This window comes from Faecalicatena fissicatena, assembly GCF_016900595.1.
In the GTDB taxonomy this organism is placed as follows: domain Bacteria; phylum Bacillota; class Clostridia; order Lachnospirales; family Lachnospiraceae; genus Claveliimonas; species Claveliimonas intestinigallinarum.
In genome coordinates this window covers 120,989-142,319 of record NZ_JACLYY010000001.1, presented here as the reverse complement: position 1 = coordinate 142,319, position 21,331 = coordinate 120,989, and the positions used below count along the sequence as shown (strand labels likewise).

Below are 21,331 nucleotides of genomic sequence, written 5' to 3'. Positions count from 1 at the left end.
TAAAGGAGGGACTTTCATGAAATGGCTTGACAATATTTCACTGGCACTCGTTATCATCGGTGCTGTCAACTGGCTTCTGGTAGGTATTTTCCGCTTTGATCTTGTCGCCTTTCTCTTCGGAAATCTGACATGGCTTTCAAGGATCGTCTATACCCTGGTTGGGCTCTGCGGTCTGTACGCCATCAGTTTTTTCGGAAGGATCAGAAACGCGTCCGACTCAGGAGTCTGATAGATCAAATGCACGGCTGCGGCCGCATTTACACAAGGCAGGAGGGGTATCCTGGTATACCATACCGGATGCCCCTCCTTATTATGCGCACAGGCGCTTTCTTTTTATTCTGACGAGCCGCTGTCCGCTCCTCCCAGGGTGGGAATCTGATCGATCATAGCCGTCATGTCCTCATAGAGGAGAGGCTTGTCCTCCGCTCCCATGACGATGGAGATATAGTAGTCCCCGTCCGGCGCCTGATCCAGAAGGACAAGGCAGTTTCCGGCCTCCCCTGTGTAGCCGGTCTTTCCGCCGATGACCGTAGCGCCCGTGGGAAGAGCAGCCTCACCTCTTGCGTAGAAGTTGGTGGGCTCCCAGGTGACGGACCGCACGGTGCCGTCGGCGCCGGTGATCTGCGCAGTGTAGGAGTCTGCGCTGATAATGTCCACAAACTCTTCGTACTTGATGCTCTCATTGAAGATGAGGTACAGATCATAGGCTGTGGTGTAGTGGTTCTCATCGTGAAGACCGTTGGGCGTCACAAAATGAGTCCCAGTGGCCATCAGGCTCTGGGCCTCCTCGTTGACCATCTCCATGAACTCTTCCTCCGTGCCCGCCACATACTCTGCAATGGCCACAGCGCTGTCATTTCCGGAGGGGAGCATCAGCCCGTACAGAAGATCCCGCATGGTGAGCTGATCCCCGGTCTGCAGTCCGGCAACAGAGGCGTCCCAGGAAAAGCTGGAGGCCGCGCCTGCGCTGCCGACTGTGACGATATCGTCCAGGTTGCTGTTCTTGATGGCCACCAGCGCCGTCAGTATCTTTGTAGTGCTGGCCGGATAGAGCCTGGTAAACAGATCCTGGCCGTAGATCACTTCCCCGTCGGTGACATTAAAAAGCCCCTCCGCGTGGAGAGAGCTGTCGCCCTCAAAGCCATCCAGGGAGACATCCCCGCCGGCGACGCACAGATCCTCGGCAAAGAGCTCGGCCTGGTACATATTTTTGTTGTAGTTTTCCTTCTCGTAGGACAGGACCGCGTCGCTTGCGCCGCACCCTGTCAGACCCAGCAGGACGCCGGAAAGCCCTCCTGCCAGTATGAGTTTCTTACCTGTACATTTCACGCCAATCCAAATCTCCTCTGTCAATTGCAAGAACTATAATCTCGGCCGTGGCGAGATTAGTCGCCATGGGGATATTGTGCATATCACACAGCCGGATCACGTCGTTAACCTCAGGCTCGTGAGGCTTGGGACTCTGCGGATCCCGGAGAAAAATGAGAGCGTCAATGTCGTTCTGCGCGATCTGCGCTCCCAGCTGCTGTTTTCCACCAAGCGGTCCTGCCAGGTATTTATGGACCGAAAGGTTGGTTACCTCCTCGATGAGACGGCCCGTGGTCCCGGTGGCGAACAGATTGTGTTTGCTCAAAATCCCCCGGTAGGCGATGCAGAAGTTCTGCATCAGAGTCTTCTTGGAGTCGTGTGCGATCAGGCCAATATTCATACAATGCATCCTCCTCATTAAAGTGTAGTTAGTTTATCCTGATATTTCTTCGGCTGCAGTCCCACATTGAGCACAAATCCGATCCCGAGATACATGCTTCCGAGAGACGTAAGGCCGTAGCTGACAAACGGCAGCGGTATGCCCGTATTGGGGATGATCTGGGTGGCAACCGCTATATTGATAAATGTCTGGATCCCTATGAGGGCTCCGACCCCACAGCATATGATCTTTCCCGTCACATCCTGCGCTCTTATCCCTATCAGTATACATTGTATCACTATAAGGAGGAGCAATGCAATAAAAATACAACATCCCACAAAGCCTAATTCCTCTCCCACAATGGCAAAGATAAAGTCCGTCTGGGGCTCCAGGATAAAGTTTCCGTTCTTCACCGAAGTGGTGGTGTTGTTGTTAAGTCCCTTCCCGGTGAGCTGCCCCGAACCGATAGCTATGACCGAGTTGTTCTGCTGATAGGCCTCATCGCTCGCGTACTCCTCCGGATTCAGCCAGGCCAGGATACGCTTCTGCTGGTAGTCGTCCAGGATCTTCTGATCCGGCTGCACGACAATGCTCAGGAAAATAACGGCCACCGGCACTGTGATCAGGAGCACCATGCCGATAAATTTGTAGGACAGGCCGCCCACATACATGAGCACGCAGAAGAGAGTCGCCGTACAGATGGTGGTGGAAAGGTTCGGCTCCTCAAAGATGAGGGCCAGCGGGACAAGGATGAGCGCCACCGCCTTCAGGATGGTCCGCCTGCTGCTTAAATCCTCCTCATGCTTCATGATAAATCTGGCAAAGAAGACAATAAGGAATATCTTTGCCAGCTCCGATGGCTGGAAATTGGTAAATCCAAGATTGATCCATCTCCTGGCCCCGTTTACCACCTCTCCCACACCGGGTATCAGCACGATCGCCAGCATCCCAACCGACAGAAAGTAGAAGAGCCAATAGAAATTGGCGATCCACACATAGTCAATCAGAGAGACGACCACCATGAGCAGAATAGACCCGGCAAGCCCGATAAGCTGCCGTCCCTGGTAGGCCTCGTTGGCGCTGCCTATGACGAGAACGCCCAGGCAGGAGGTGGCCAGCACAAGGACAATAAGACTGAATTTATAATCTTTTAAGCGATAAGGTTTTGTTATTTTTAAAAATTTCACTGCTTTTCTCCTGTAAGTCTGATATGTACGTGCGTCCTGCTGTAGGAGACGTCGAATTCCTCGGGTGTAATTTCCATATATTTGGAAAGGACCTGGTAGAGCTCATGGCTGATCCTCTCGCAGGCCTCCGGCTGACATTTCATGCGGTCCGACACGACCAGGACCTTCAGCCTGTCCTTTGCGATCCGCACAGAAGAACGTCTTCCCATACTCCCGATGCCTCCTTAATTTTTATGAAATATATGAGTCAGTCTGGACCAGATTCCGTTCCCGGCCTCCAGATCCAGAAAAGGGACCTCCTCGCCTGCGATCCGCCTGCATATATTCCTGTAGGCCTCCCCGGCTCTCGACTCCATGGAGATGACAGGCTCGCCCTGGTTGGTGCCGATGACTACCTGCTCGTCGTCCGGTATGGCGCCGATGAGGGGGATGGACAAAATCTCCGTCACATCGTCCACTGACATCATGTCTCCTCTCCTCACCATATCCATCCGGATCCGGTTGATGATGAGGTCGATCCTGCTGATCTTCTCCGCCTCCAGCAGGCCCACGATGCGGTCCGCGTCCCGGATGGCCGACACCTCCGGCGTGGTCACTACCACCGCCCTGTCCGCGCCGGCTATGGCGTTCTGAAAGCCCTGCTCGATCCCTGCCGGACAGTCCAGAAGGATATAGTCGTAGGTCTCCTTAAGCTCTGAGGTGAGCTTTTTCATCTGTCCCGGGGACACGGCCGTCTTGTCCTTTGTCTGGGCTGACGGGAGCAGATAGAGATTTTCATACCGCTTGTCCCGGATCAGCGCCTGCTTCAGTCTGCACTTTCCCTCTATAACATCCACAAGATTGTACACAATAAAATTTTCCAGGCCCATGACAACGTCCAGGTTCCGAAGACCCAGATCCGTGTCAATGATGATGACCTTTTTGCCTTGCATTGAAAGACCTGCTCCGATATTTGCGGTGGTGGTCGTCTTCCCGACACCGCCTTTTCCCGATGTGATTACGATAACTTCGCCCATGAATAACTTCCTCCTATTACTGGTTTCACTTTTCTGCCGCCTATGCGGAGTTTTTCCGGTTCCATGCAAAGGGCTGCCACAAAGACATCTGTCCTTCCGGACGCGCCGGCCTGGGCGCTTCCGTACAGACCGCCGACCACCACGATGCTCCCCTTGGAGACAACGGTAGCTCCCTCCTCTACATCTCCCACGATCACGATGCTGGTCTCCGACTCAAGCACCTGATTTCTCTTCAGTGTCCCCCTGTAGAAACGGCCGTCCTGCCTGGGCATTTCGGCCTGCGTCTGTTCTACGGCGCTTCTGTATATTTTCTCGTTCTTCTCGTCATGATCCAGTATACACAAGATCTGTATTCCCGCGGAGCCGGAGATCGCTTCCACTATCTGCCGCTCCTGGTCTTTTGTAAGAATACGGTTTTCCAGGCTGACCGCCATCTCAGCTCCCGCGAAGAAATGGGCGGCCGCCCTAAATTTACTCTCTGTCTCCTCCAGCAGCTCCTCAAAGGGAACTCTGTCGTCCAGATAGACTGCCAGACCGTATTTGCTTCCCTTGATCATGACATGGTCTTTCAAAACGTACTATCATCTCCCAACCTGGTTATTGATCCTCGGTTTTTAGTCCCCGGAGGTATGGACTGTGATCTCAGCGGCCTGCCCTGTGATGAGCTGCGCGCTGTCTGTTATCTGATAGTAGTACTGGAATATATTGCTGCCCACCTCCGAAGCGTAGCTGGAGCTGTAGCCGTTGGCGATGCGGACCGCCATGGCTATCTCCGGATTGTCGCTGGGGGCAAAGCCCACAAACAGTCCGTGATCCGCGTGGGTGGTGCTCTGCTGGGCGGTACCGGTCTTTCCGGACACACTCAGAGAGCTGGCGTTGATAGCTGTAAACACGGAACTATTCTTCACCACGCCCGCCATGCCGGCGTGGACCGCGTCCCAGGTGGACGAAGAGACGCCGTCGATGGTCCGGGCCTCCCCGTTCTGGTACTCCTCCACCACTTCACCGTCCACATTCTCCACCCGGTCCAGAAGGGTCAGCTCGTAGAGAGTGCCCTCGTTAGCCACGGCTGTGATGTACCGGGCCAGCTGACTGGTGGTGTAGTTGTTTGTGCCCTGTCCCATGGCGGAGCGGACAGAGTCCTCGTCGGAGATCTTCGGATCCATCTCCGGTATCTCCAGACCGCTCGTCTCGCCGAGGCCGAACATCTCCGCGTATTTTCTCAGCCGCTCCAGGCCGTACTCGCTGGAGTAGCTGCCGTCCTGCATACCCAGCTGGTAGCCGATGTTGTTGAAAAACTCGTTACAGGAGTTTGTGATGCCGCTGACCACGTTCATGGTTCCGTGCCCTGCCGGGTATACCCAGCAGTGAACCTCCGGGCTGATCACGTCGAAGTTACCGTCACAGTATACGGTAGTGCCTGTATCGATGACACCCTCTGTCAGGCCAGCCACAGCCACAAGGGGCTTGTACGTGGATCCGGGAGCCGTAGTCTCCTGCGTGGCGCTGTTGTAGAAGGGCCTGGAGGTGCTGGTGTTCAGTTCGTTATAGTAATCGCTGTCCATGGTGTTGGCCAGCCGGTTGTTGTCGTATCCCGGGTAGGAGACACAGGCCAGCACATCCCCGCTGTCCGTGTCCGTGATCACCACAGATCCGCGGCATGGCTCCAGTCCCAGCTGTCCCGGGGTGATCTCCAGCGTCTGGAGCTTCCCTCTGAGGAAGTCGTAGGCCCCTGTGGCACCTGACGCCAGATTGTTGTACTGGGTCTCATCCATGGGGAGCACGCCCTGCTCATACAGGATCATGCACAGCTCTCTTCCCGTCACAGTTCCCGCCTTGATCATATACTGGTATATCAGCTTGTCAAAGTCCGTGCTGTTTTGGAGCCTGTCCGTCACATAGGAGACCATGGCGCTGTACACCTCCGCGGAGTCTGAGTAGTTTCCCTCCGAGGAGAGATAGTCCTGCAGCTTGGAGGCATCCACCCAGTTCTGGGAGATTGCGTAGTTGAGGTAGGTGTATATGTTGATAGTCTCCTCGTTTTTCCACTGCTGGTAGGTCTCATCGCTTGTGTCGATGGAGTCGCTCATGATGACTCCGTTCTCTCCGGTCAACACCTCATTCACCACGTGGGACAGATAGGCCTGCCACTCCCGGGTCATATCCCTGTAGGCGGAAGCATTGCCATCCTGCATGATAGAGGCCAGCTGGGAGAGGACCTGCTCCTTGTAGGGGGCGAATTTACCGTACACAGACTGCTCCGCGCCCCCAGCGTCCGCCGCCGAAAAATGGCTCATGTCCACAATGTTGTTGTCTATAAACGCGTTGTAGGCGTCGCCGCTTGCCACGATGACGTCCGCCGCGTCCTCCGACTTTGTCCTGTCGTAGTCCAGGATGTCCTGCATGCGGGACAGGAGGATACCTGCCAGCTCCTGCTCCAGGATGTCGTAGGCCGCCTTCTGGAGATCGGCATCAATGGTCAGGTACACGTCGTTCCCGGCCTTTGGCTCTGTCTCTCCCACTGTGTCAATGACCCGTCCCACGCTGTTCACGTAAAGCTTGACCTCGCCTTTATCCCCCTGGAGCGTGTTGTCCAGCACCTGCTCCAGACCGGATTTGCCCACCGTGTCTGTCAGGTCATACTGCTCCTGCTCGTCCTTGCTGAGGGCATTGTACTCCTCCTGGGAGATCTGGCCTGTGTAGCCGATGAGATTGGCAAAGTACTTGCTGTCCGTGTACCGTCTCAGAGACTCCTCCGCGATGTCCACGCCCTGGAGCTCGTCCATGTGCTCCATGATTTCCGCTACCGTCTCGTCGCTCACATCCTCCGCCACGGTGGTGGGGATATATTTCTGGAAGCTGTTGAGCCCGATGGCATAGCGGATGTTCACCATCTTGAGCACCTGAGAGCGCTCCAGCTCATCCTGGTCGATGCCGTAGCCGTAAGTCTTGTCCGTGCAGAGGTAGTCGATGATCTGGGCGGCGGACATATTCTTTTGCTCCTCGTCCAGACTGTCGATATAGCTCTCCCCGAACACGTCGGCCACAAACCGGAGCCGCTGGGTCTCGTCTGTCATGGAGAACTGATACTCATTATTGGCATCCAGCACAATGCTGAAGTCACTGATCACCGAGTCCCCGTGCCCCTCCACAATCTCTATGATGCGGGTGATCTCCTCGTTGAGAGCCTTGTTCTTCTCGGCTGTAGTGTCATACACCCCATTGTCCTCGATGGTGACCGAGTAGGCCAGCTCGTTGTAGGCCAGAAGCTTGCCGTTTCTGTCATAGATGTTTCCTCTGGTTCCCTGTATGGTCCTCGTCTTCTGGATCTGAAGGATATAGTCATCCAGGTAGGACTGGCCATTCACGATCTGAAGCTGAAAAAGCCGCCCCACCAGAATGGAAAACATGATGCAGAAGACGATGATGGTCACGACTGCCCTTCTCTGGAACAGTTCGTAAATTCCTGATTTAATGCGTTCCCAAATACTATACAAACCTGCTTGCACTCCTTTGTTCTTCGGCCTCTAGTTTACGGTTCACGTGTAGTATGATCTGATACAGAAGAATCGTCACCAGAATGGTGTAGACCAGCTCCGGCAGGATCACATGTGTCAGATAATATCCAAAACGGAAGTCCCCCTGCATCATAAAGAAGCAGACATAGACGATCAGGCCGTAAGCCAGCTCGCTCCCGGCGATCAGTCCCAGAGGCAGCTTGATATCCTCGTCAAAGAACAGCCGCTTAAAGCTGCCGTTGAGATACCCAATCACGGTAAAGATCAGCGTGTAAAATCCCAGCACGCCTCCCCAGCACACATCCATCAGAAGGCCGCAGGAGAACCCTACCGCCATCCCCGTCTTCCTGCCCCGCATAAACCCGAAGGCAGAGGTCAGGACGATCATCAGATTGGGCCGTATGGATGCGAACTGAAGCCTGGAAAAAACTGTGGCCTGCAGAAGGAAACACACGATGATAAAGCAGGCTGTGATGATCTTTCTCTTCATAGTCTACTCTCCTTTGTCCCCCGACCCGTCTGTCTCCGTCAGATCCGCCTTTGTGGTGGTGATGACAAGCACCTCCTGGAGATTGCTGAAATCCACCGCGGGGGTGATGTAGCCTGAACGGGTCAGATTGTTTGCATCCACATTGATCTCTGATATATATCCGATGAACAGGCCCTGGAGATAGGTGGAGCTGATATGGGACGTCACCACCTGCTCTCCCACCTGGATCTCGTTGTCGTTGTTTGGCAGATTTTCAAAGCGGATCCGCCCATCCTCCATCAGAGTCAGATCGCCCCGCACAATACACAGATCCGAGGTGGACAGGACCATCCCGCTGATGTTGCTCTCATCGTCGATGACCGCGCGGACCTGGGCGTAGTTGGGACCCACCTCTGTCACGATACCGGCCAGTCCGCTGCCGGCCAGTACATTCATATCCTTTCGGATCCCGTCCTCGCTTCCCTTGTCGATGGTAAAGGAGCTGAACCAGTTGGTACCATTATTGGCAATCACATGGGCGCCCACCTTCTCATAGTCGCCGTAATTCTGGTCCAGCTTGTAGAGCTCCTGCAGCCGCTCCAGTTCATACTGCTCCTGGTTCAGTCTCGTGTTGTCTATGGTGAGCTGATCCACTCTCTCCTGGAGCTGCTCGTTTTCCTTGCGAAGATCGCTGAGGGTGGCAAAATTGTCCGTCAGGTCGCCCATCCATGTCCCCACGTAGCTGATCCCCCTCTGCATGGGGATGATGGTATAGTTTGCGATCCAGCTCAAGGGACCGCCTCCGTCCATAAAACGCTCCGCGCCGAGAAGAATGCCGCACACGATCACAAGTATCAGAAGCACATATTTACTTGGAAGGGTATTTTGATTTTTGATCTTCATACTATCTCATCCACCTATAATTTTCATCCAGCATGGAATATGCCAGTTTTTTCAGTTCCTTGGACTGAATGATCTGCTTCAGTCCCGTCACGGCACAGATGTCCGGGTCGATGGCTGTCCGCACGCGGATGCCTGTCATCTCCTCCATGTAAACCTCAAGCCCAGGCAGATTGGCCAGCCCTCCGGTGAGAAAGATGCCGTTTTTGTAGATGGCCTTGCGCACCTCCGGCGGGGTCCTGTCCAGAAGGGACTCGATCCCCCTGACGCACTCCTCTAAAGGCTCCTTCACGGCGGCCCGCACCAGGCTGATGGAGATCTCCCTCTGCTGGGGCACGCCGGTGATAAGATCCCGCCCCGCCACAGTCATGGAGGCTGTGTTGTCCTCGCTGAACACGCCGAACCTCTTGCGGAGGATCTCCGCCGTGACCCTGCCGATCAGGAAGTCATGGTTGTACCGGACGAGCTGGGCCACCGCATGGTCCAGGGTGATGCCCCCCACCTTTAAAAGCCGGTTCAGCACGATACCTCCCCCTGCCAGCACGGAGAGCTCTGTGGTCTCCCCACCCAGGTTGACGATGAAAAGCCCCTTTGTGTTCTGCACGTCCAGGTTCAGTCCCACCGCGTCGGCGATCCCCCGCTCCACAATGTTGACCTCACGGGCCCTGGCAGTGGAGTGGATCACCAGGTCAAAGAAAGCCTTCTTCTCCACCTCCGTCACATCTGTGGGGACGGCGATCACATACTCCGCCCCCCTGGCAAAGCCCCTATCCTTTTTCAGCAGCCCCTGCAGGAGATACTGCATGTGGTCAAACCGTGAGATAACCCCATGCTTCATGGGAAACACCACCTGTATATTGGCCGGGGCCTTCTCATACATCTCAAAAGCCTCGTCCCCCACGGCAAACACTTCCTTTTTGTTTGCTATGGCTATGACATCCTTCTCCTTCCAGATTGCATCCTTCTTTTTATCATATACTTTGATCTCGTAGGAGCCGAGATCAAGCCCGTATATATTTCGTGCCATTTTTGACCTTATCCTTTCGTGTATAACAGCCCCTCTTCCCGGAAGCTGATATAACAATTATTCCCAATAATGATATGATCTAACAATTCTATCCCGATTAATTCTCCCGCCTGCCGGATTCGCTCCGTGGCGGCGATATCCGCCCCGCTGGGAGCCGGGTCACCGCTTGGATGATTGTGCAGGAGGATGACGGACACGGCCTCCATCCTGAGAGCCTCCACGAAAATCTCCCTGGGGTTGGCAAGGGAGGCGTTCACTGTCCCCTTGTACACATCCTTCTCCCCAATCAGCGCAGATTTCGTATTCAGCATCAGCAGCTTCATATGCTCCTGCCTGAGATGACGCATGTCCTCCATGTAATATCTGGCCACCGACGCGGGCGAGGAGAAGTCCAGTCCCTTTTCCGCCGTCTCCTTGGCCAGTCTTCTCGCCAGCTCCATAAGACAGAGGAGCTGGATGGATTTCACCCGGCCCACTCCCCTGATCTTCTGAAATTTTTCTCTCGTAAAGCTGTGAAGCCCGCTTAAGTTCCCGCCTCCGGCTGTCAGGATGCGCCGGCATATATCCAGCACATTCTCGCCTCTGGTCCCGGTCCTTAAAAGGACAGCCAAAAGCTCCGCATCACTTAAATTCTTCTCTCCCAGGCGCTCGCACTTCTCGTACGGGCGCTCAGACACCAGGAGATCTTTCATTTTACTTGTGTTTCTCTGAGTCATCTTTTGCAGACACCTATAACACTCCCAAAGAGGCCCTGTTACAGGAAGCGATAGATTATGATTGCCAGAACCATTCCGATAATGCTGGCTATGGTGATCTTCACCGACAGCCCGAAGGTGATGACAAGTATGCCCAAATTCAGCACCACCGGTTCATCCAGCCCAAAGGTCTGCCCGTAGCTCAGCCAGCTAAAAGCCCCTGTATCCTGTGCCAGCATGCCGATAAAACCTCCTAGGACAATTCCTGCCAGAATAAGCAGAAATAAGGCCCAGGAATTTTTACTGCCTGCTCCTCTCATATGTACTCCACCTCACATCATTCTTAAGTTTTCTTTCAAAAACTCAATATATTCTACCATATTTCAAAAAAAGTGTATAGCCTCATTCCATTAAAAATTTCTTAATCATTCGCACTTTTGTCGAAGGGACGGTATTTTCTGGCGACAGCCTCGGCCACCTTCATGCCGTCCATGGCAGCCGACATAATGCCGCCCGCGTAGCCCGCCCCCTCGCCGCAGGGATAGAGCCCCGGAAGTTGGCTCTGCAGCCCCTCATCCCGGAGGATCCGCACCGGGGAGGAGGTGCGGCTCTCCACGCCGGAGAGGACCGCGTCCTCCCGGTCATAGCCGGGCAGCTTTTTCCCAAACTCCCGTATGCCCCTTGCGATGGCGTCTCCGATCTCCTCCGGGAAAATCCCCCGCACATTGCCGAAGCAGAAGTCCCCTCTGATCTGGGGCTCCACCTCCCCGATGTGATCCGACACCCTTCCCCGGCAGAAATCGCCGTAGAGCTGGACAGGCACCTTGCCCTGGCCCGCCTGCCAGGCACGCTCCTCCAGCCTTCTCTGAAATTCCACTCCCGCCAGGGGGCCCTCCCCGCCAAAGTCCTGCGGAGTCACCGTGACGATGACGGCGCTGTTGGCGTTCCGGCCGGCCCGGTCATGGTAGCTCATGCCGTTCACCGCCAGGCGCCCCTCCTCGGAGGAGGCGTTCACCACATACCCTCCGGGACACATGCAGAAGGTGTAGACGCCCCGCCCCTCCGGCAGCTGGCAGGTCAGCTTGTAGGCCGCCGCGGGCAGTCCGCCGGGGCGCTTTTCCCCCTCCTCCATACCATACTGATCCCTGTCGATCATGGCCTGGGGATGCTCCGCCCGGACGCCCACCGCAAAGGCCTTGGCCTCCATGGGTATTTTCTTCTCGTGCAGCATGGAAAATGTGTCCCGGGCGCTGTGTCCCACTGCCAGGATAAGAGCCTGGGTCCTCTCCATGATCGTCACCCCGGACAGAGTGTCCTGAAGCTCCAGGGAGAGACCCCCCTCCTCCCCCAGGACCGGCTCCAGAGACACAAGCTGGGTGTGAAAGCAGACCTGTCCGCCCAGCCTGATGATATCCTCCCGCATCCGGGTCACCACCCGGATCAGAAGGTCAGTGCCGATGTGGGGCTTGGCGTCCCAGGCGATCTCCTCAGGAGCCCCGTGGTCCCGCAGGATCTCCAGGACCTTTCGGTTCCGGCCAAATTTGTCCTTCACCAGGGTGTTCAGCTTTCCGTCCGAGAAGGTGCCGGCGCCGCCCTCTCCGAACTGGACATTGGAGCGGGTGTCCAGGACACCTGTCTCCCAGAATTTCTCCACGTCCTTTTTCCTCTGCTGTGCCTCCATACCCCGCTCCACTACCAGTGGGCGATAGCCGTGGAGAGCCAGCATGTAGGCGGCAAAGATACCTGCCGGGCCAAAGCCCGCCACCACCGGCCTGTGCTTCAGCTCCTCCGGCCCCGGCTCCGGGAAGCGGTACCCCGCCTCCTTTGCCTGCTGGATATTTTTGTCCCGGTTTTTGCGCAAAAGAGCCTTCTCCCCCTTTACGGAGACGTCCACCGTGTACACGTAAAAGAGCTCCGGCTTCCTTCTGGCGTCCAGGGACCTCCTGACGATCCTGTAGGAGAAATCCTCACCGCCCTTCAGCCGCAGCGCCTTCCCGATCTTCTCCCTGAGCTGTTCCGGAGTGTGTCCTGTGTGCAGCTTCAGCTGTTGAATACGTATCATCGCCCTCTCCTGTCCTTTCTGCTGTTCTCTCTGCCGTCCTTTTCCCGGCCCACTTTCCTGCCTGTCCTCTTATCTATCCTCTTATCCGCCGTCTTCGCGGCCGCGCTTCCCGCCAGCCATCCGGAGGCCCAGGCCCACTGCAGGTTATAGCCGCCGCACATGCCGTCCACATCCAGCAGCTCTCCCGCAAGGAAGAGCCCCGGAGTAAGGCGGGACTCCATGGTCTCCGGGGAAATCTCCCCCAGGGGCACGCCGCCGGCGCACACCTGAGCCTGGTCAAAGGAGTTGGTGCCTGTAATGTTCATCCGCAGATGCTTACAGGTGCCTGCAAGTCTCACAAGAGCCTCTCTGTCTACGTCCCCCAGCTTTTCCTTCCAGCGGATGCGGCTCCCGGTCAGCAGCACAGGGGCCAGCTTTCTGTGGAACAGGCCGTGGAGGAACTCCTCCGCCGTATTGCCCGCGAACACGCCTCTGCGCCCCTCCAGGAGATGAAACGCCTCCCTCTCACTCATGGCGGGCAGAAAATCAAGCAGAACGTACACCTCTTTCTTTCGATCCAGAGCCATGGACGCAAAGCGGCTCACCTGAAAGACCGGGATGCCGGAGATTCCGTAGTCTGTAAACTGCACCTCCCCGGTGTCGCAGGAGACCTCTTTTCCCTCCACAAAAAGGCTGACCCGGGCCTCCGCCCGGACGCCTGACAGCTTCCCTGTAAAGCCGGCGTCCGACCGAAGCTGTACCAGGGCGGGCAGCGGGCGGATCACCGAGTGTCCCAGCCCTTTTGCCAGAGAGTATCCGCTGCCGTCGCTTCCAAGGGCCGGCGCCGCCTTTCCCCCGGCCGCCAGGATGAGCGCATCCCCGGTGCAGAAGGAGCGCTTTCCGTCTGCGCCGGCAAGCCTGAGACGAAAGCCCTCTTCTTTCACCTCAGCCCTCTCCACAGTCACCCCTGTGCGGACCTCCACTCCCTGCCGCTTCAGCTCCATGGCCAGGGCCTCACGCACCGCGGCAGCCTGGTCGCTGGCCGGATAGACCAGGGTACCCCTTGTCTTTGTCAAAAGCCCCAGCTCCGCAAAAAAGCGCAGCGTATCCTCCGGGCCGAAGGCCGAGAGGACCTGCTCGATGGTCCCCCGGTCTCCGCCCCGGAAATACACTGCTTTCATGTCCATATTCGTGAGATTGCACCGGCCGTTCCCTGTAGAGAGGATCTTCTTGCCGGGCATCTCCTTTTTCTCAAGTATCGTCACCAGGGCGCCCTGTCTGGCCGCCGCTATAGCGGCAGTCATGCCGGCCGCCCCGCCTCCGGCGATCAGTATTCTCATAGAGTGACCAGCCCTTTCCGCACCAGGTATTCCAGTGACATCAGTATGCCCAGCTTTGCGTGAGGCCAGGTCAGACCTCCCTGGAAGTAGACGGCGTAGGGCGGCTTGATGGGAGCGTCCGCTGAGAGCTCGATGGAGGATCCCTGCACAAAGGCTCCCGCCGCCATGATCACATCGCTGTCGTACCCCGGCATGGCCCAGGGCTCCGGCGTCACATAGGAGTCCACCGGGGCCGCCGCCTGGATCCCCTGGCAGAAGGCGATGACCCCCTCCGGGGTGCCAAGCTCCACTGCCTGGATAATGTCGTGACGGCTCTCTTTTGCGTCAGGCACCACCTGAAAGCCGCAGGACTCATAGATATTGGCCGCCAGGATGGCGCCCTTCAGGGCGCTGGCCGCCACGGTGGGCGCCAGGAAAAGTCCCTGGTAAAAGGACTGCATGACGCCCAGGGTAGCCCCCACCTCACGTCCCAGGCCCGGGGAGGTGAGCCGATAGGCACAGTTCTCGATGAGTTCCTCCCGTCCCGCAATGTACCCGCCGATGGGCGCCAGGCCGCCGCCTGGGTTCTTGATGAGGGAGCCCACCACCATGTCGGCCCCCACATCGCTTGGCTCAGTCAGCTCCACAAACTCTCCGTAGCAGTTGTCTACCATACAGATGAGATCCGGGCGGATCTTCTTCACAAAGGCGATCAGCTCCCCGATCTGGGCCACAGAGAAGCTGGGCCGGGTCTGATACCCCTTGGACCGCTGGATAGTGACCAGCTTTGTCCTCTCATTGATGGCCTTCCTGATATTCTCGTAGTCAAAGGTGCCGTCCTCCAGCAGATCCACCTGCCGGTAGGTCACGCCGTACTCGGCCAGTGACCCGCGGGAGGGGCGGATGCCGATGACCTCCTCCAGTGTGTCGTAGGGCTTGCCCGCAGGCGAGAGGAGCTCATCCCCGGGCCGCAGATTGGCGGCCAGCGCCACGCAGAGAGCGTGGGTCCCGCAGGCGATCTGAGGCCGCACCAGGGCGCTCTCCGTGTGGAACACGCTGGCGTACACCTTCTCCAGAGTCTCCCTTCCCAGATCGTCGTAGCCGTAGCCGCTGGTGTAGTGGAAGCATCCCTCGCTGACCCGGTTCTCCTGCATGGCCCGGATCACCTTCATCTGGTTGTACTCCGCAGTCCTGTCAATGGCCGCAAACCGCTCCTTAAGCTTCTCCTCCATCTGTCTTCCAAACTTGTATACTTTTTCGGATATCCCCATCTTTTCATACATCCGGGTCATCTGTTCATCCTGCATTGTCTTACTCCTTTTTCATTTCTGTCTGTATCCGCCCGCGCCGCTATCCGTCCGACATGCCTCTGCCGGCGTCTACCTGTGCTCGCCCCTTGTCATGGCCGCCATGATGCGTGTCTTCATCTGGGCGCACTGGGCGTCAAACTCCGGGTTGATGGACGGGATCTCCCTCATCACGTCCGCCGCCTCCCGGTATTTATACATATCATATAAAAGGCCTGCCCGGTTCAGATTGAACATGGCCTTTTCCCCCTTTGTCTTCGCAAGGGGCTCAAGAGCCATCAGCTCCTTATATGTCTTCTCCGAATTTTTGCTGTACGAATAGAGCTCCATAAGGGGGTTCATCCTCTTTAAAAATCTGGAGCCCCCGAATAATCCTTTAAACATATCCCTTCTACTCCCTCCGTTATATAGGAAAGCATTACCTCCACTATTTTTTTCTCATCGTAGTCATACGAGGGCTTGTCGATCCAGATCACCTCTTTCTCCCTCTTAAACCAGGTGATCTGGCGCTTGGCAAAATGCCTCGTGTCCCGCTTGATCCTGTAGACAGCCTCCCCAAGACTGCAGTTTCCCTCCAGGTAATCCAGTATCTCCTTGTAGCCCAGCCCCTGCATGGACACCATGCCCGGGCGCATCCCCATCTCCCTCAGACGGCGGACCTCCTCTACGAGGCCCTCCTCCATCATCTGGTCCACTCTCCTGTCAATGCGCTGGTACAGCCTGCTCCGCTCGTCATTCAGGACAAAGTACCGGAAATTATAGGGGGAGCTGCGCTGCCTCTCCCGCTCGTTGTGAACCGATATCTTCTCCCCTGTCTGGTGGTAGAATTCCAGAGCCCGTATCACCCGCTTCACATTGTTCGGGTGGATGGCCCTGGCGGACTCCTCATCCACCTGGGCTAAGCGGGCATGGAGCGCGGACGGTCCCTTCTCTCTGGCGAAGGCCTCCAGCTCCCCGCGCAGGCCGTCGTCCTCCCCGCCCTCCGTAAAATCAATGTCGTAGAGGAGAGCCTGGATATAAAATCCTGTTCCGCCCACCACGATAGGAATATGGCCGTTTGCCCGGATCCTCTCCATAGCCTCCCTTGCCATGGACTGGAACCGTACCACATTGAACTCCTGATCAGGCTCCAGCACATCCACCAGGTAGTGGGGCACTCCCTCCATCTCCCCGGGGCGTATCTTGGCAGAACCGATATCCATATGGCGGTACACCTGCATGGAGTCGGCGGAGATGATCTCGCCGCCGATCCGCTTTGCCAGGGTGATGGACGCTTTTGTCTTCCCCACTGCGGTGGGGCCGGTCAACACAATTAGTGGCTGTTTCATCACACGATCCTCTTGAATTTCTTTTCCAGTTCGCGCCTGCTCATGGCGATAATCGTCGGTCTTCCGTGGGGGCAGTGGTAGGGGTTCTCAAGCTTTAGCAGCTCCCCGATGAGAGTCTCCACCTCTCTCGCGGAGAGTCTCATATTTCCTTTCACCGCCGCCTTACAGGACATGGACGCGATCTTCTCGTCAATGATATCCGGTGCCAGTCCAGTATAAAGCTCATCAGATAAGCTGTCAATCATCTCCATAAGAAGATCCCTCTTCGCAATACTGAAAAGATTGTCCGGCACGGCACGCACAGCGTAGGAATCCTGCCCGAACTCCTCGATCTCAAAGCCAATCCTTGTAAACTGATCCATATATGTATTGAGAAGCTGAGCCTCCTGCATGGTCAGGTTCAGGATGATGGGGGGACTGATGATCTGGGAGGTGAAATCTCTCGTCTTCATCCCCGCCAGCGTCTTCTCGTAGAGCACCCTCTCGTGGGCGGCGTGCTGGTCTATAATATAAAGATTATCCTTAAATTCCACCAGCCAGTAGGTCTCGAAGACTTGCCCGATGATCCGGTACTGGGAAACCGCCTGGGGACTCAGAAGCTTCTCCTCAAAAAGATTGAGCTGTTTTGGTGCTTGCTCTGTTTTTTTCTCCGGCACTTCCGTTTTCTCCAGAGTACGCTCTGTTTTTTCAGGCTCCGCCCTGTAGTTTGCAGCCTCTCTGATCCGGTCACGAGTCACCTCGGGCCTGTGTATCTGCCCCTGCTCCTGCACCTCCGCAGCGGCGCTCTGCTGATGATAGGAGAGAACCCGCTCTCTCATTTTCTTCATGAAATAGTCCAGATCCTTTCGCGGCTCCCGGTCCGGCTGACCAGCCTGAGTACGCGGCGTCTGTCCTGCATTTTCAGGCTCATTTTTAAAGAGCGCGCTCTGTTTTTTCTCTTCCAGCTCGTTTGGGACTTCATGTGCGCTCTGTTTTTTATAGAGTGCACTCTGTTTTTCTATGTTTTCTGCTGTGTTCCTGACAATCGTTTCTTCTGCCGACAGCGCTCTTTTCTCTCTCTCCGGGGCAGCCGCCTCCTGTGCCGGTATGCGCTTTTCCTTCTCCGGCGCCGCTCCCGGCGGCTCCGGCAGATCGATCTGAGGGATCAGCTCATCGTGGTGAAGGGAGCGGGACACAGCCTCGCAGACGCTGTTGTAGATCTCCTGCTGGTTCTGGAAGCGCACCTCCATCTTGGTGGGGTGCACGTTCACATCCACGATCTCCGTGTCCACCTGGATATGAAGCACAGTAAAGGGATATTTGTGCTGCATCTGGAAATCCTTGTAGGCGTCCTCGATGGCCTTTGAGATAATGCTGCTCTTCACATATCTTCCATTGATAAAGTAATTCTCAAAGTTCCGGTTTCCTCTGGAGACAAGAGGTTCACCGATGCAGCCCGAGATGTGAATGCCCCTCCCCTCAAAGTCTACTTCCAGCAGGTGGGAGGCGATCTCCCTCCCGTACACGTGATAGATCACATCCCGCAGGCTGCCGTTCCCGGAGGTGTGCAGCTTAGACTGGCCGTTGTTGCGGAACTGGAAGGAAATCTCCGGATGGGACAGGGCCAGCCTGGTGACCAGATCTCCCACATGGCTTGCCTCCGTCATGGGCGTCTTTAAGAATTTCCGCCTGGCGGGGGTGTTATAGAAGAGCTGGCGCACAAGAAAGGTAGTGCCGTCCGGCGCTCCCGTCTCCTCCGGATGTCCGCCCTTTCCTCCCTCGATCCTGTAGGAGGCGCCGAAGGTACTGTCCTTTGTCTTTGTGATCAGCTCAACCTGAGCCACGGCCGCGATACTGGAGAGAGCCTCTCCCCTAAAGCCCAGGGAGGAGATGTGGGACAAATCCTCCGCGGAACGTATCTTGCTTGTGGAGTGGCGCAGAAAAGCCGCCGGAATGTCCTCCATCTCAATGCCGCAGCCGTTGTCCGTCACCCGGATAAAGGAGATGCCTCCATCCCGGATCTCCACCGTGATGGAGGTGGCGCCCGCGTCTATGGCGTTCTCCAGGAGCTCCTTCACAATGGAGGCCGGGCGTTCGATCACCTCGCCGGCCGCTATCTTGTCTATCGTTACCTGGTCTAAAACCTGTATTCTGCTCATATTACCACCTGTTTTTCAATTTATTCTGAAGCTGGTACAGCGTGTTCAAGGCGTCAATGGGCGTGAGATGGCTGACGTCCAGATTTTTGATCTCCTCCAGTACATCGTCGTCCCTGACCGTGTCGAAGAGGGACATCTGGGCCATATCCACCTCGTCGTACTTCTTCGCCTTTTTCTTTGTCTCTCTGCCGCCTGACGCGATATCCTTCACCCTTGTGGTGATGTCCGCGTAGGACAGCTCCTCCGCGATTTCCTTGGCACGCTCGATGACAGGGTCCGGCACGCCGGCCAGCTTGGCCACCTGGATACCGTAGCTGCGGTCCGCGCCGCCTTTGACGATCTTGCGCAGGAACACAATATCGTCCCCCTTTTCCTTCACCGCGATACAGTAGTTGTGGACATTGTCTATCTTGCCCTCCAGCTCTGTCAGCTCGTGATAATGGGTGGCAAAGAGGGTCTTGGCGCCCAAAAGCTTGGTGTTGCTGATATGTTCCACCACCGCCCAGGCGATGCTCAGGCCATCGAAGGTACTGGTGCCCCGCCCGATCTCATCCAGAATGAGAAGGCTGTGGCGGGTGGCGTTCCGCAGGATATTGGCCACCTCCGTCATCTCCACCATAAAGGTGCTCTGCCCGGATGCCAGGTCGTCAGAAGCTCCCACCCTCGTGAAGATCCTGTCCACGATACCGATATCCGCACTGGACGCAGGCACGAAGGAGCCCACCTGGGCCATCAGCACGATGAGGGCGGTCTGGCGCATGTAGGTAGATTTTCCCGCCATGTTGGGCCCGGTGATGATGGAGATCCGGTCCTTCTTGTCATCCAGATATGTATCGTTGGCAATGAACATGTCGTTTGGGATCATCTGCTCCACCACCGGGTGGCGTCCGTCCTTGATGTTGATGACACCCTTCTCATTGATCTTCGGCCGCACATACCGGTTCCGCTCCGCCACCACGGCCAGGGAGGCCAGCATGTCAAGCTGGGCCACCGCCTTCGCCGTGTTCTGGATGCGCACCACTTCTTTTCCTATGGTGTCCCGGACTTCGCAGTACAGCTCATACTCCAGGGCGTACAGCTTGTCCTCCGCCCCCAGGATGGTGTCCTCCAGCTCCTTGAGGCGGGGCGTGATGTAGCGCTCCGCGTTGGCCAGCGTCTGCTTTCTTGTATAGTAATCCGGCACCAGATTTTTAAAGGAATTGGTCACCTCCAGATAGTAGCCGAAGACCTTGTTGTATTTAATCCGCAGGTTCTTGATGCCTGTCTTCTCCCGCTCTTCCTCCTCCAGCTTCGCCAGCCAGTCCTTCCCCTCGGTCTTGGCGTTTCGCAGGCGGTCCACCTCCTCGCTGTAGCCCTCGCGGATGATGCCGCCCTCCTTCATGGCAAGGGGAGGATCCTCACAGATGGCCCTCCCGATCAGGTCGCAGATGTCCTCTAGAGCGTCCATCTCCCCCAGTATCTCCTTCAGAAGGGGAGAGCGCAGATCCTCCAGGATGCACCGGATGTGGGGCAGCATGGACAGGGAGCTGTAAAAGGCAGTCAGATCCCTTGGGTTGGCGGACTTGTAGGTGATCTTGCTCAAAAGCCGCTCCAAATCGTAGACAGGAGTCAGGTACTCCCGCATCTCCTCCCGGCAGATGGCGTTGTCCAGGAGCTCCTCCACCGCGTCCAGCCGCCTCTCAATCTGCTTCTTGTCTATGAGGGGCTGTTCCAGCTGCTTGCGCAGCATCCTGGCTCCCATGGCGGTCTTTGTCTTGTCCAGCACCCAAAGAAGGGAGCCCCTCTTCTGCTTTTCCCGCAGCGTCTCGCTAAGCTCCAGATTTCGCCTTGTGGAGCTGTCCAGCACCATGTACTTTCCCGTCACGTACCGGGTCAGATGGGAGAGCTGGACAAGATCCGTCTTCTGGGTCTCCTTCAGGTAGACGAGGAGAGCTCCGGCGCCGATGACGCCGCAGTCAAAGTCCCCGATGCCCAGGCTCTCCATAGAGCTCACCTTAAAGTGCTCCTCCAGGGTCCGGCGGCAGATGGCATCGTCAAAATACCAGGCGTCCAGGGCGTAGACAGTAATCCCCAGACGCCCCTTCAGGTCGTCCAGATCCATGCCGCTCATGTAGAAGGCCTCATTGCAGATCAGCTCCGAGGGCATCAGGTGGGTGATCTCGTCAAAGAGCATACCGCTGTCCCCGATCTCTGTCACAAAATACTCTCCCGTGGTCACGTCCGCCACGGAGACGCCGTAGGTGTCCCCAATATAGGCCACACACATGATATAATTGTTTTTCGTCTCGTCCAGGGCCTGGGGATCCACCGTGGTCCCCGGGGTGACGATACGCACCACCTCTCTTTTGACCAGTCCCTTGGCCGTGGCCGGATCCTCCATCTGCTCGCAGATGGCCACCTTGTAGCCCTTGGCCACCAGACGGCTCAGGTAGCTGTCCACCGCATGGTAGGGCACGCCGCACATGGGCGCCCGCTCCTCCAGGCCGCAGTTCTTCCCTGTCAGAGTGATCTCCAGCTCCCGGGACGCAGTGAGGGCGTCATCGAAAAACATCTCATAAAAATCTCCCAATCTATAGAAAAGGATGCAGTCGCTGTATTGCTTCTTCGTCTCCACATACTGCTGCATCATCGGAGTTAATTCAGCCATGTAAGTTCTCCTTTGCTGTTCTTGTCTTTTGTGTGCACGCCCGCAGGCATAC

20 protein-coding genes are annotated in these 21,331 nt (G+C 56.5%); 1 reads left to right on the top strand and 19 read right to left on the bottom strand.

The annotated features are described in order from the left end of the window. Window positions 1-16: 16 nt before the first annotated feature. Window positions 17-229, top strand: coding sequence for a DUF378 domain-containing protein (locus H7U36_RS00705; RefSeq protein WP_033124906.1), 213 nt, complete (start codon window positions 17-19; stop codon window positions 227-229). Between the two features lie 104 nt (window positions 230-333). On the opposite strand, the gene H7U36_RS00700 is transcribed toward H7U36_RS00705, so the two are convergent. The 19 genes from H7U36_RS00700 to mutS all read right to left on the bottom strand — a co-directional run bounded on the left by H7U36_RS00700 (window position 334) and on the right by mutS (window position 21,279). Then, window positions 334-1,329, bottom strand: a complete 996-nt coding sequence (locus H7U36_RS00700; RefSeq protein WP_052083885.1) for a D-alanyl-D-alanine carboxypeptidase family protein — start codon at window positions 1,327-1,329, stop codon at window positions 334-336. Next, entirely contained in the window at window positions 1,313-1,708 is a 396-nt protein-coding gene (locus H7U36_RS00695; RefSeq protein ID WP_033124905.1) for a methylglyoxal synthase, read from the bottom strand. Before H7U36_RS00695 ends, H7U36_RS00700 begins: the two co-directional genes overlap by 17 nt. Before the next feature lie 17 nt (window positions 1,709-1,725). Then, window positions 1,726-2,874, bottom strand: a complete 1,149-nt coding sequence (locus H7U36_RS00690) for an FtsW/RodA/SpoVE family cell cycle protein (protein WP_033124904.1) — start codon at window positions 2,872-2,874, stop codon at window positions 1,726-1,728. Then, the gene (gene minE, locus H7U36_RS00685; RefSeq protein ID WP_033124903.1) at window positions 2,871-3,083 is read right to left on the bottom strand and encodes a cell division topological specificity factor MinE; all 213 of its coding nucleotides are present in this window, start codon (window positions 3,081-3,083) and stop codon (window positions 2,871-2,873) included. Before minE ends, H7U36_RS00690 begins: the two co-directional genes overlap by 4 nt. A 15-nt stretch (window positions 3,084-3,098) precedes the next feature. Beyond that, window positions 3,099-3,890: a septum site-determining protein MinD gene (gene minD, locus H7U36_RS00680; RefSeq protein ID WP_033124902.1), complete on the bottom strand. Its 792-nt coding sequence runs from the start codon at window positions 3,888-3,890 to the stop codon at window positions 3,099-3,101. Further along, window positions 3,872-4,462 (bottom strand): septum site-determining protein MinC, encoded by a 591-nt coding sequence (locus tag H7U36_RS00675; RefSeq protein ID WP_052083883.1) that lies wholly within the window; start codon window positions 4,460-4,462, stop codon window positions 3,872-3,874. The genes minD and H7U36_RS00675 overlap by 19 nt, the downstream gene beginning before the upstream one ends. A 42-nt stretch (window positions 4,463-4,504) precedes the next feature. Beyond that, complete coding sequence (locus tag H7U36_RS00670) at window positions 4,505-7,387, bottom strand: penicillin-binding transpeptidase domain-containing protein (protein ID WP_171031508.1); 2,883 nt, start codon at window positions 7,385-7,387, stop codon at window positions 4,505-4,507. Then, window positions 7,380-7,898, bottom strand: coding sequence for a rod shape-determining protein MreD (mreD, locus tag H7U36_RS00665; RefSeq protein WP_033124900.1), 519 nt, complete (start codon window positions 7,896-7,898; stop codon window positions 7,380-7,382). The genes H7U36_RS00670 and mreD overlap by 8 nt, the downstream gene beginning before the upstream one ends. A gap of 3 nt (window positions 7,899-7,901) precedes the next feature. Next, entirely contained in the window at window positions 7,902-8,780 is an 879-nt protein-coding gene (gene mreC, locus H7U36_RS00660) for a rod shape-determining protein MreC (RefSeq protein WP_033124899.1), read from the bottom strand. A 1-nt stretch (window position 8,781) separates the two neighbouring features. Further along, window positions 8,782-9,804, bottom strand: a complete 1,023-nt coding sequence (locus H7U36_RS00655; RefSeq protein ID WP_033124898.1) for a rod shape-determining protein — start codon at window positions 9,802-9,804, stop codon at window positions 8,782-8,784. Window positions 9,805-9,812: 8 nt separating this feature from the next. Further along, window positions 9,813-10,520 carry a RadC family protein gene (radC, locus tag H7U36_RS00650; RefSeq protein WP_033124897.1) on the bottom strand — a complete coding sequence of 236 codons (708 nt, stop codon included), beginning with the start codon at window positions 10,518-10,520 and terminating at the stop codon, window positions 9,813-9,815. 38 nt (window positions 10,521-10,558) lie between these two features. Continuing rightward, the gene (locus tag H7U36_RS00645) at window positions 10,559-10,819 is read right to left on the bottom strand and encodes a DUF4321 domain-containing protein (protein WP_033124896.1); all 261 of its coding nucleotides are present in this window, start codon (window positions 10,817-10,819) and stop codon (window positions 10,559-10,561) included. A 101-nt stretch (window positions 10,820-10,920) separates the two neighbouring features. Further along, on the bottom strand, window positions 10,921-12,561 hold the full coding sequence (locus H7U36_RS00640; RefSeq protein ID WP_205155597.1) for an NAD(P)/FAD-dependent oxidoreductase: 1,641 nt from the start codon (window positions 12,559-12,561) through the stop codon (window positions 10,921-10,923). Continuing rightward, on the bottom strand, window positions 12,558-13,880 hold the full coding sequence (locus H7U36_RS00635; protein WP_205147591.1) for a BaiN/RdsA family NAD(P)/FAD-dependent oxidoreductase: 1,323 nt from the start codon (window positions 13,878-13,880) through the stop codon (window positions 12,558-12,560). Before H7U36_RS00635 ends, H7U36_RS00640 begins: the two co-directional genes overlap by 4 nt. Next, the gene (locus H7U36_RS00630; protein ID WP_205155596.1) at window positions 13,877-15,166 is read right to left on the bottom strand and encodes a methionine gamma-lyase family protein; all 1,290 of its coding nucleotides are present in this window, start codon (window positions 15,164-15,166) and stop codon (window positions 13,877-13,879) included. The genes H7U36_RS00635 and H7U36_RS00630 overlap by 4 nt, the downstream gene beginning before the upstream one ends. A gap of 72 nt (window positions 15,167-15,238) precedes the next feature. After that, on the bottom strand, window positions 15,239-15,550 hold the full coding sequence (locus tag H7U36_RS00625) for a hypothetical protein (RefSeq protein ID WP_205147593.1): 312 nt from the start codon (window positions 15,548-15,550) through the stop codon (window positions 15,239-15,241). Then, a complete protein-coding gene (gene miaA / locus H7U36_RS00620; protein ID WP_205147594.1) occupies window positions 15,514-16,494 on the bottom strand; it encodes a tRNA (adenosine(37)-N6)-dimethylallyltransferase MiaA in 981 nt (326 codons plus the stop codon). The genes H7U36_RS00625 and miaA overlap by 37 nt, the downstream gene beginning before the upstream one ends. Then, a complete protein-coding gene (gene mutL / locus H7U36_RS00615; RefSeq protein ID WP_205147595.1) occupies window positions 16,494-18,632 on the bottom strand; it encodes a DNA mismatch repair endonuclease MutL in 2,139 nt (712 codons plus the stop codon). The genes miaA and mutL overlap by 1 nt, the downstream gene beginning before the upstream one ends. Window position 18,633: 1 nt before the next feature. Beyond that, window positions 18,634-21,279, bottom strand: coding sequence for a DNA mismatch repair protein MutS (gene mutS, locus H7U36_RS00610; RefSeq protein ID WP_243426665.1), 2,646 nt, complete (start codon window positions 21,277-21,279; stop codon window positions 18,634-18,636). Between the last annotated feature and the right edge of the window lie 52 nt (window positions 21,280-21,331).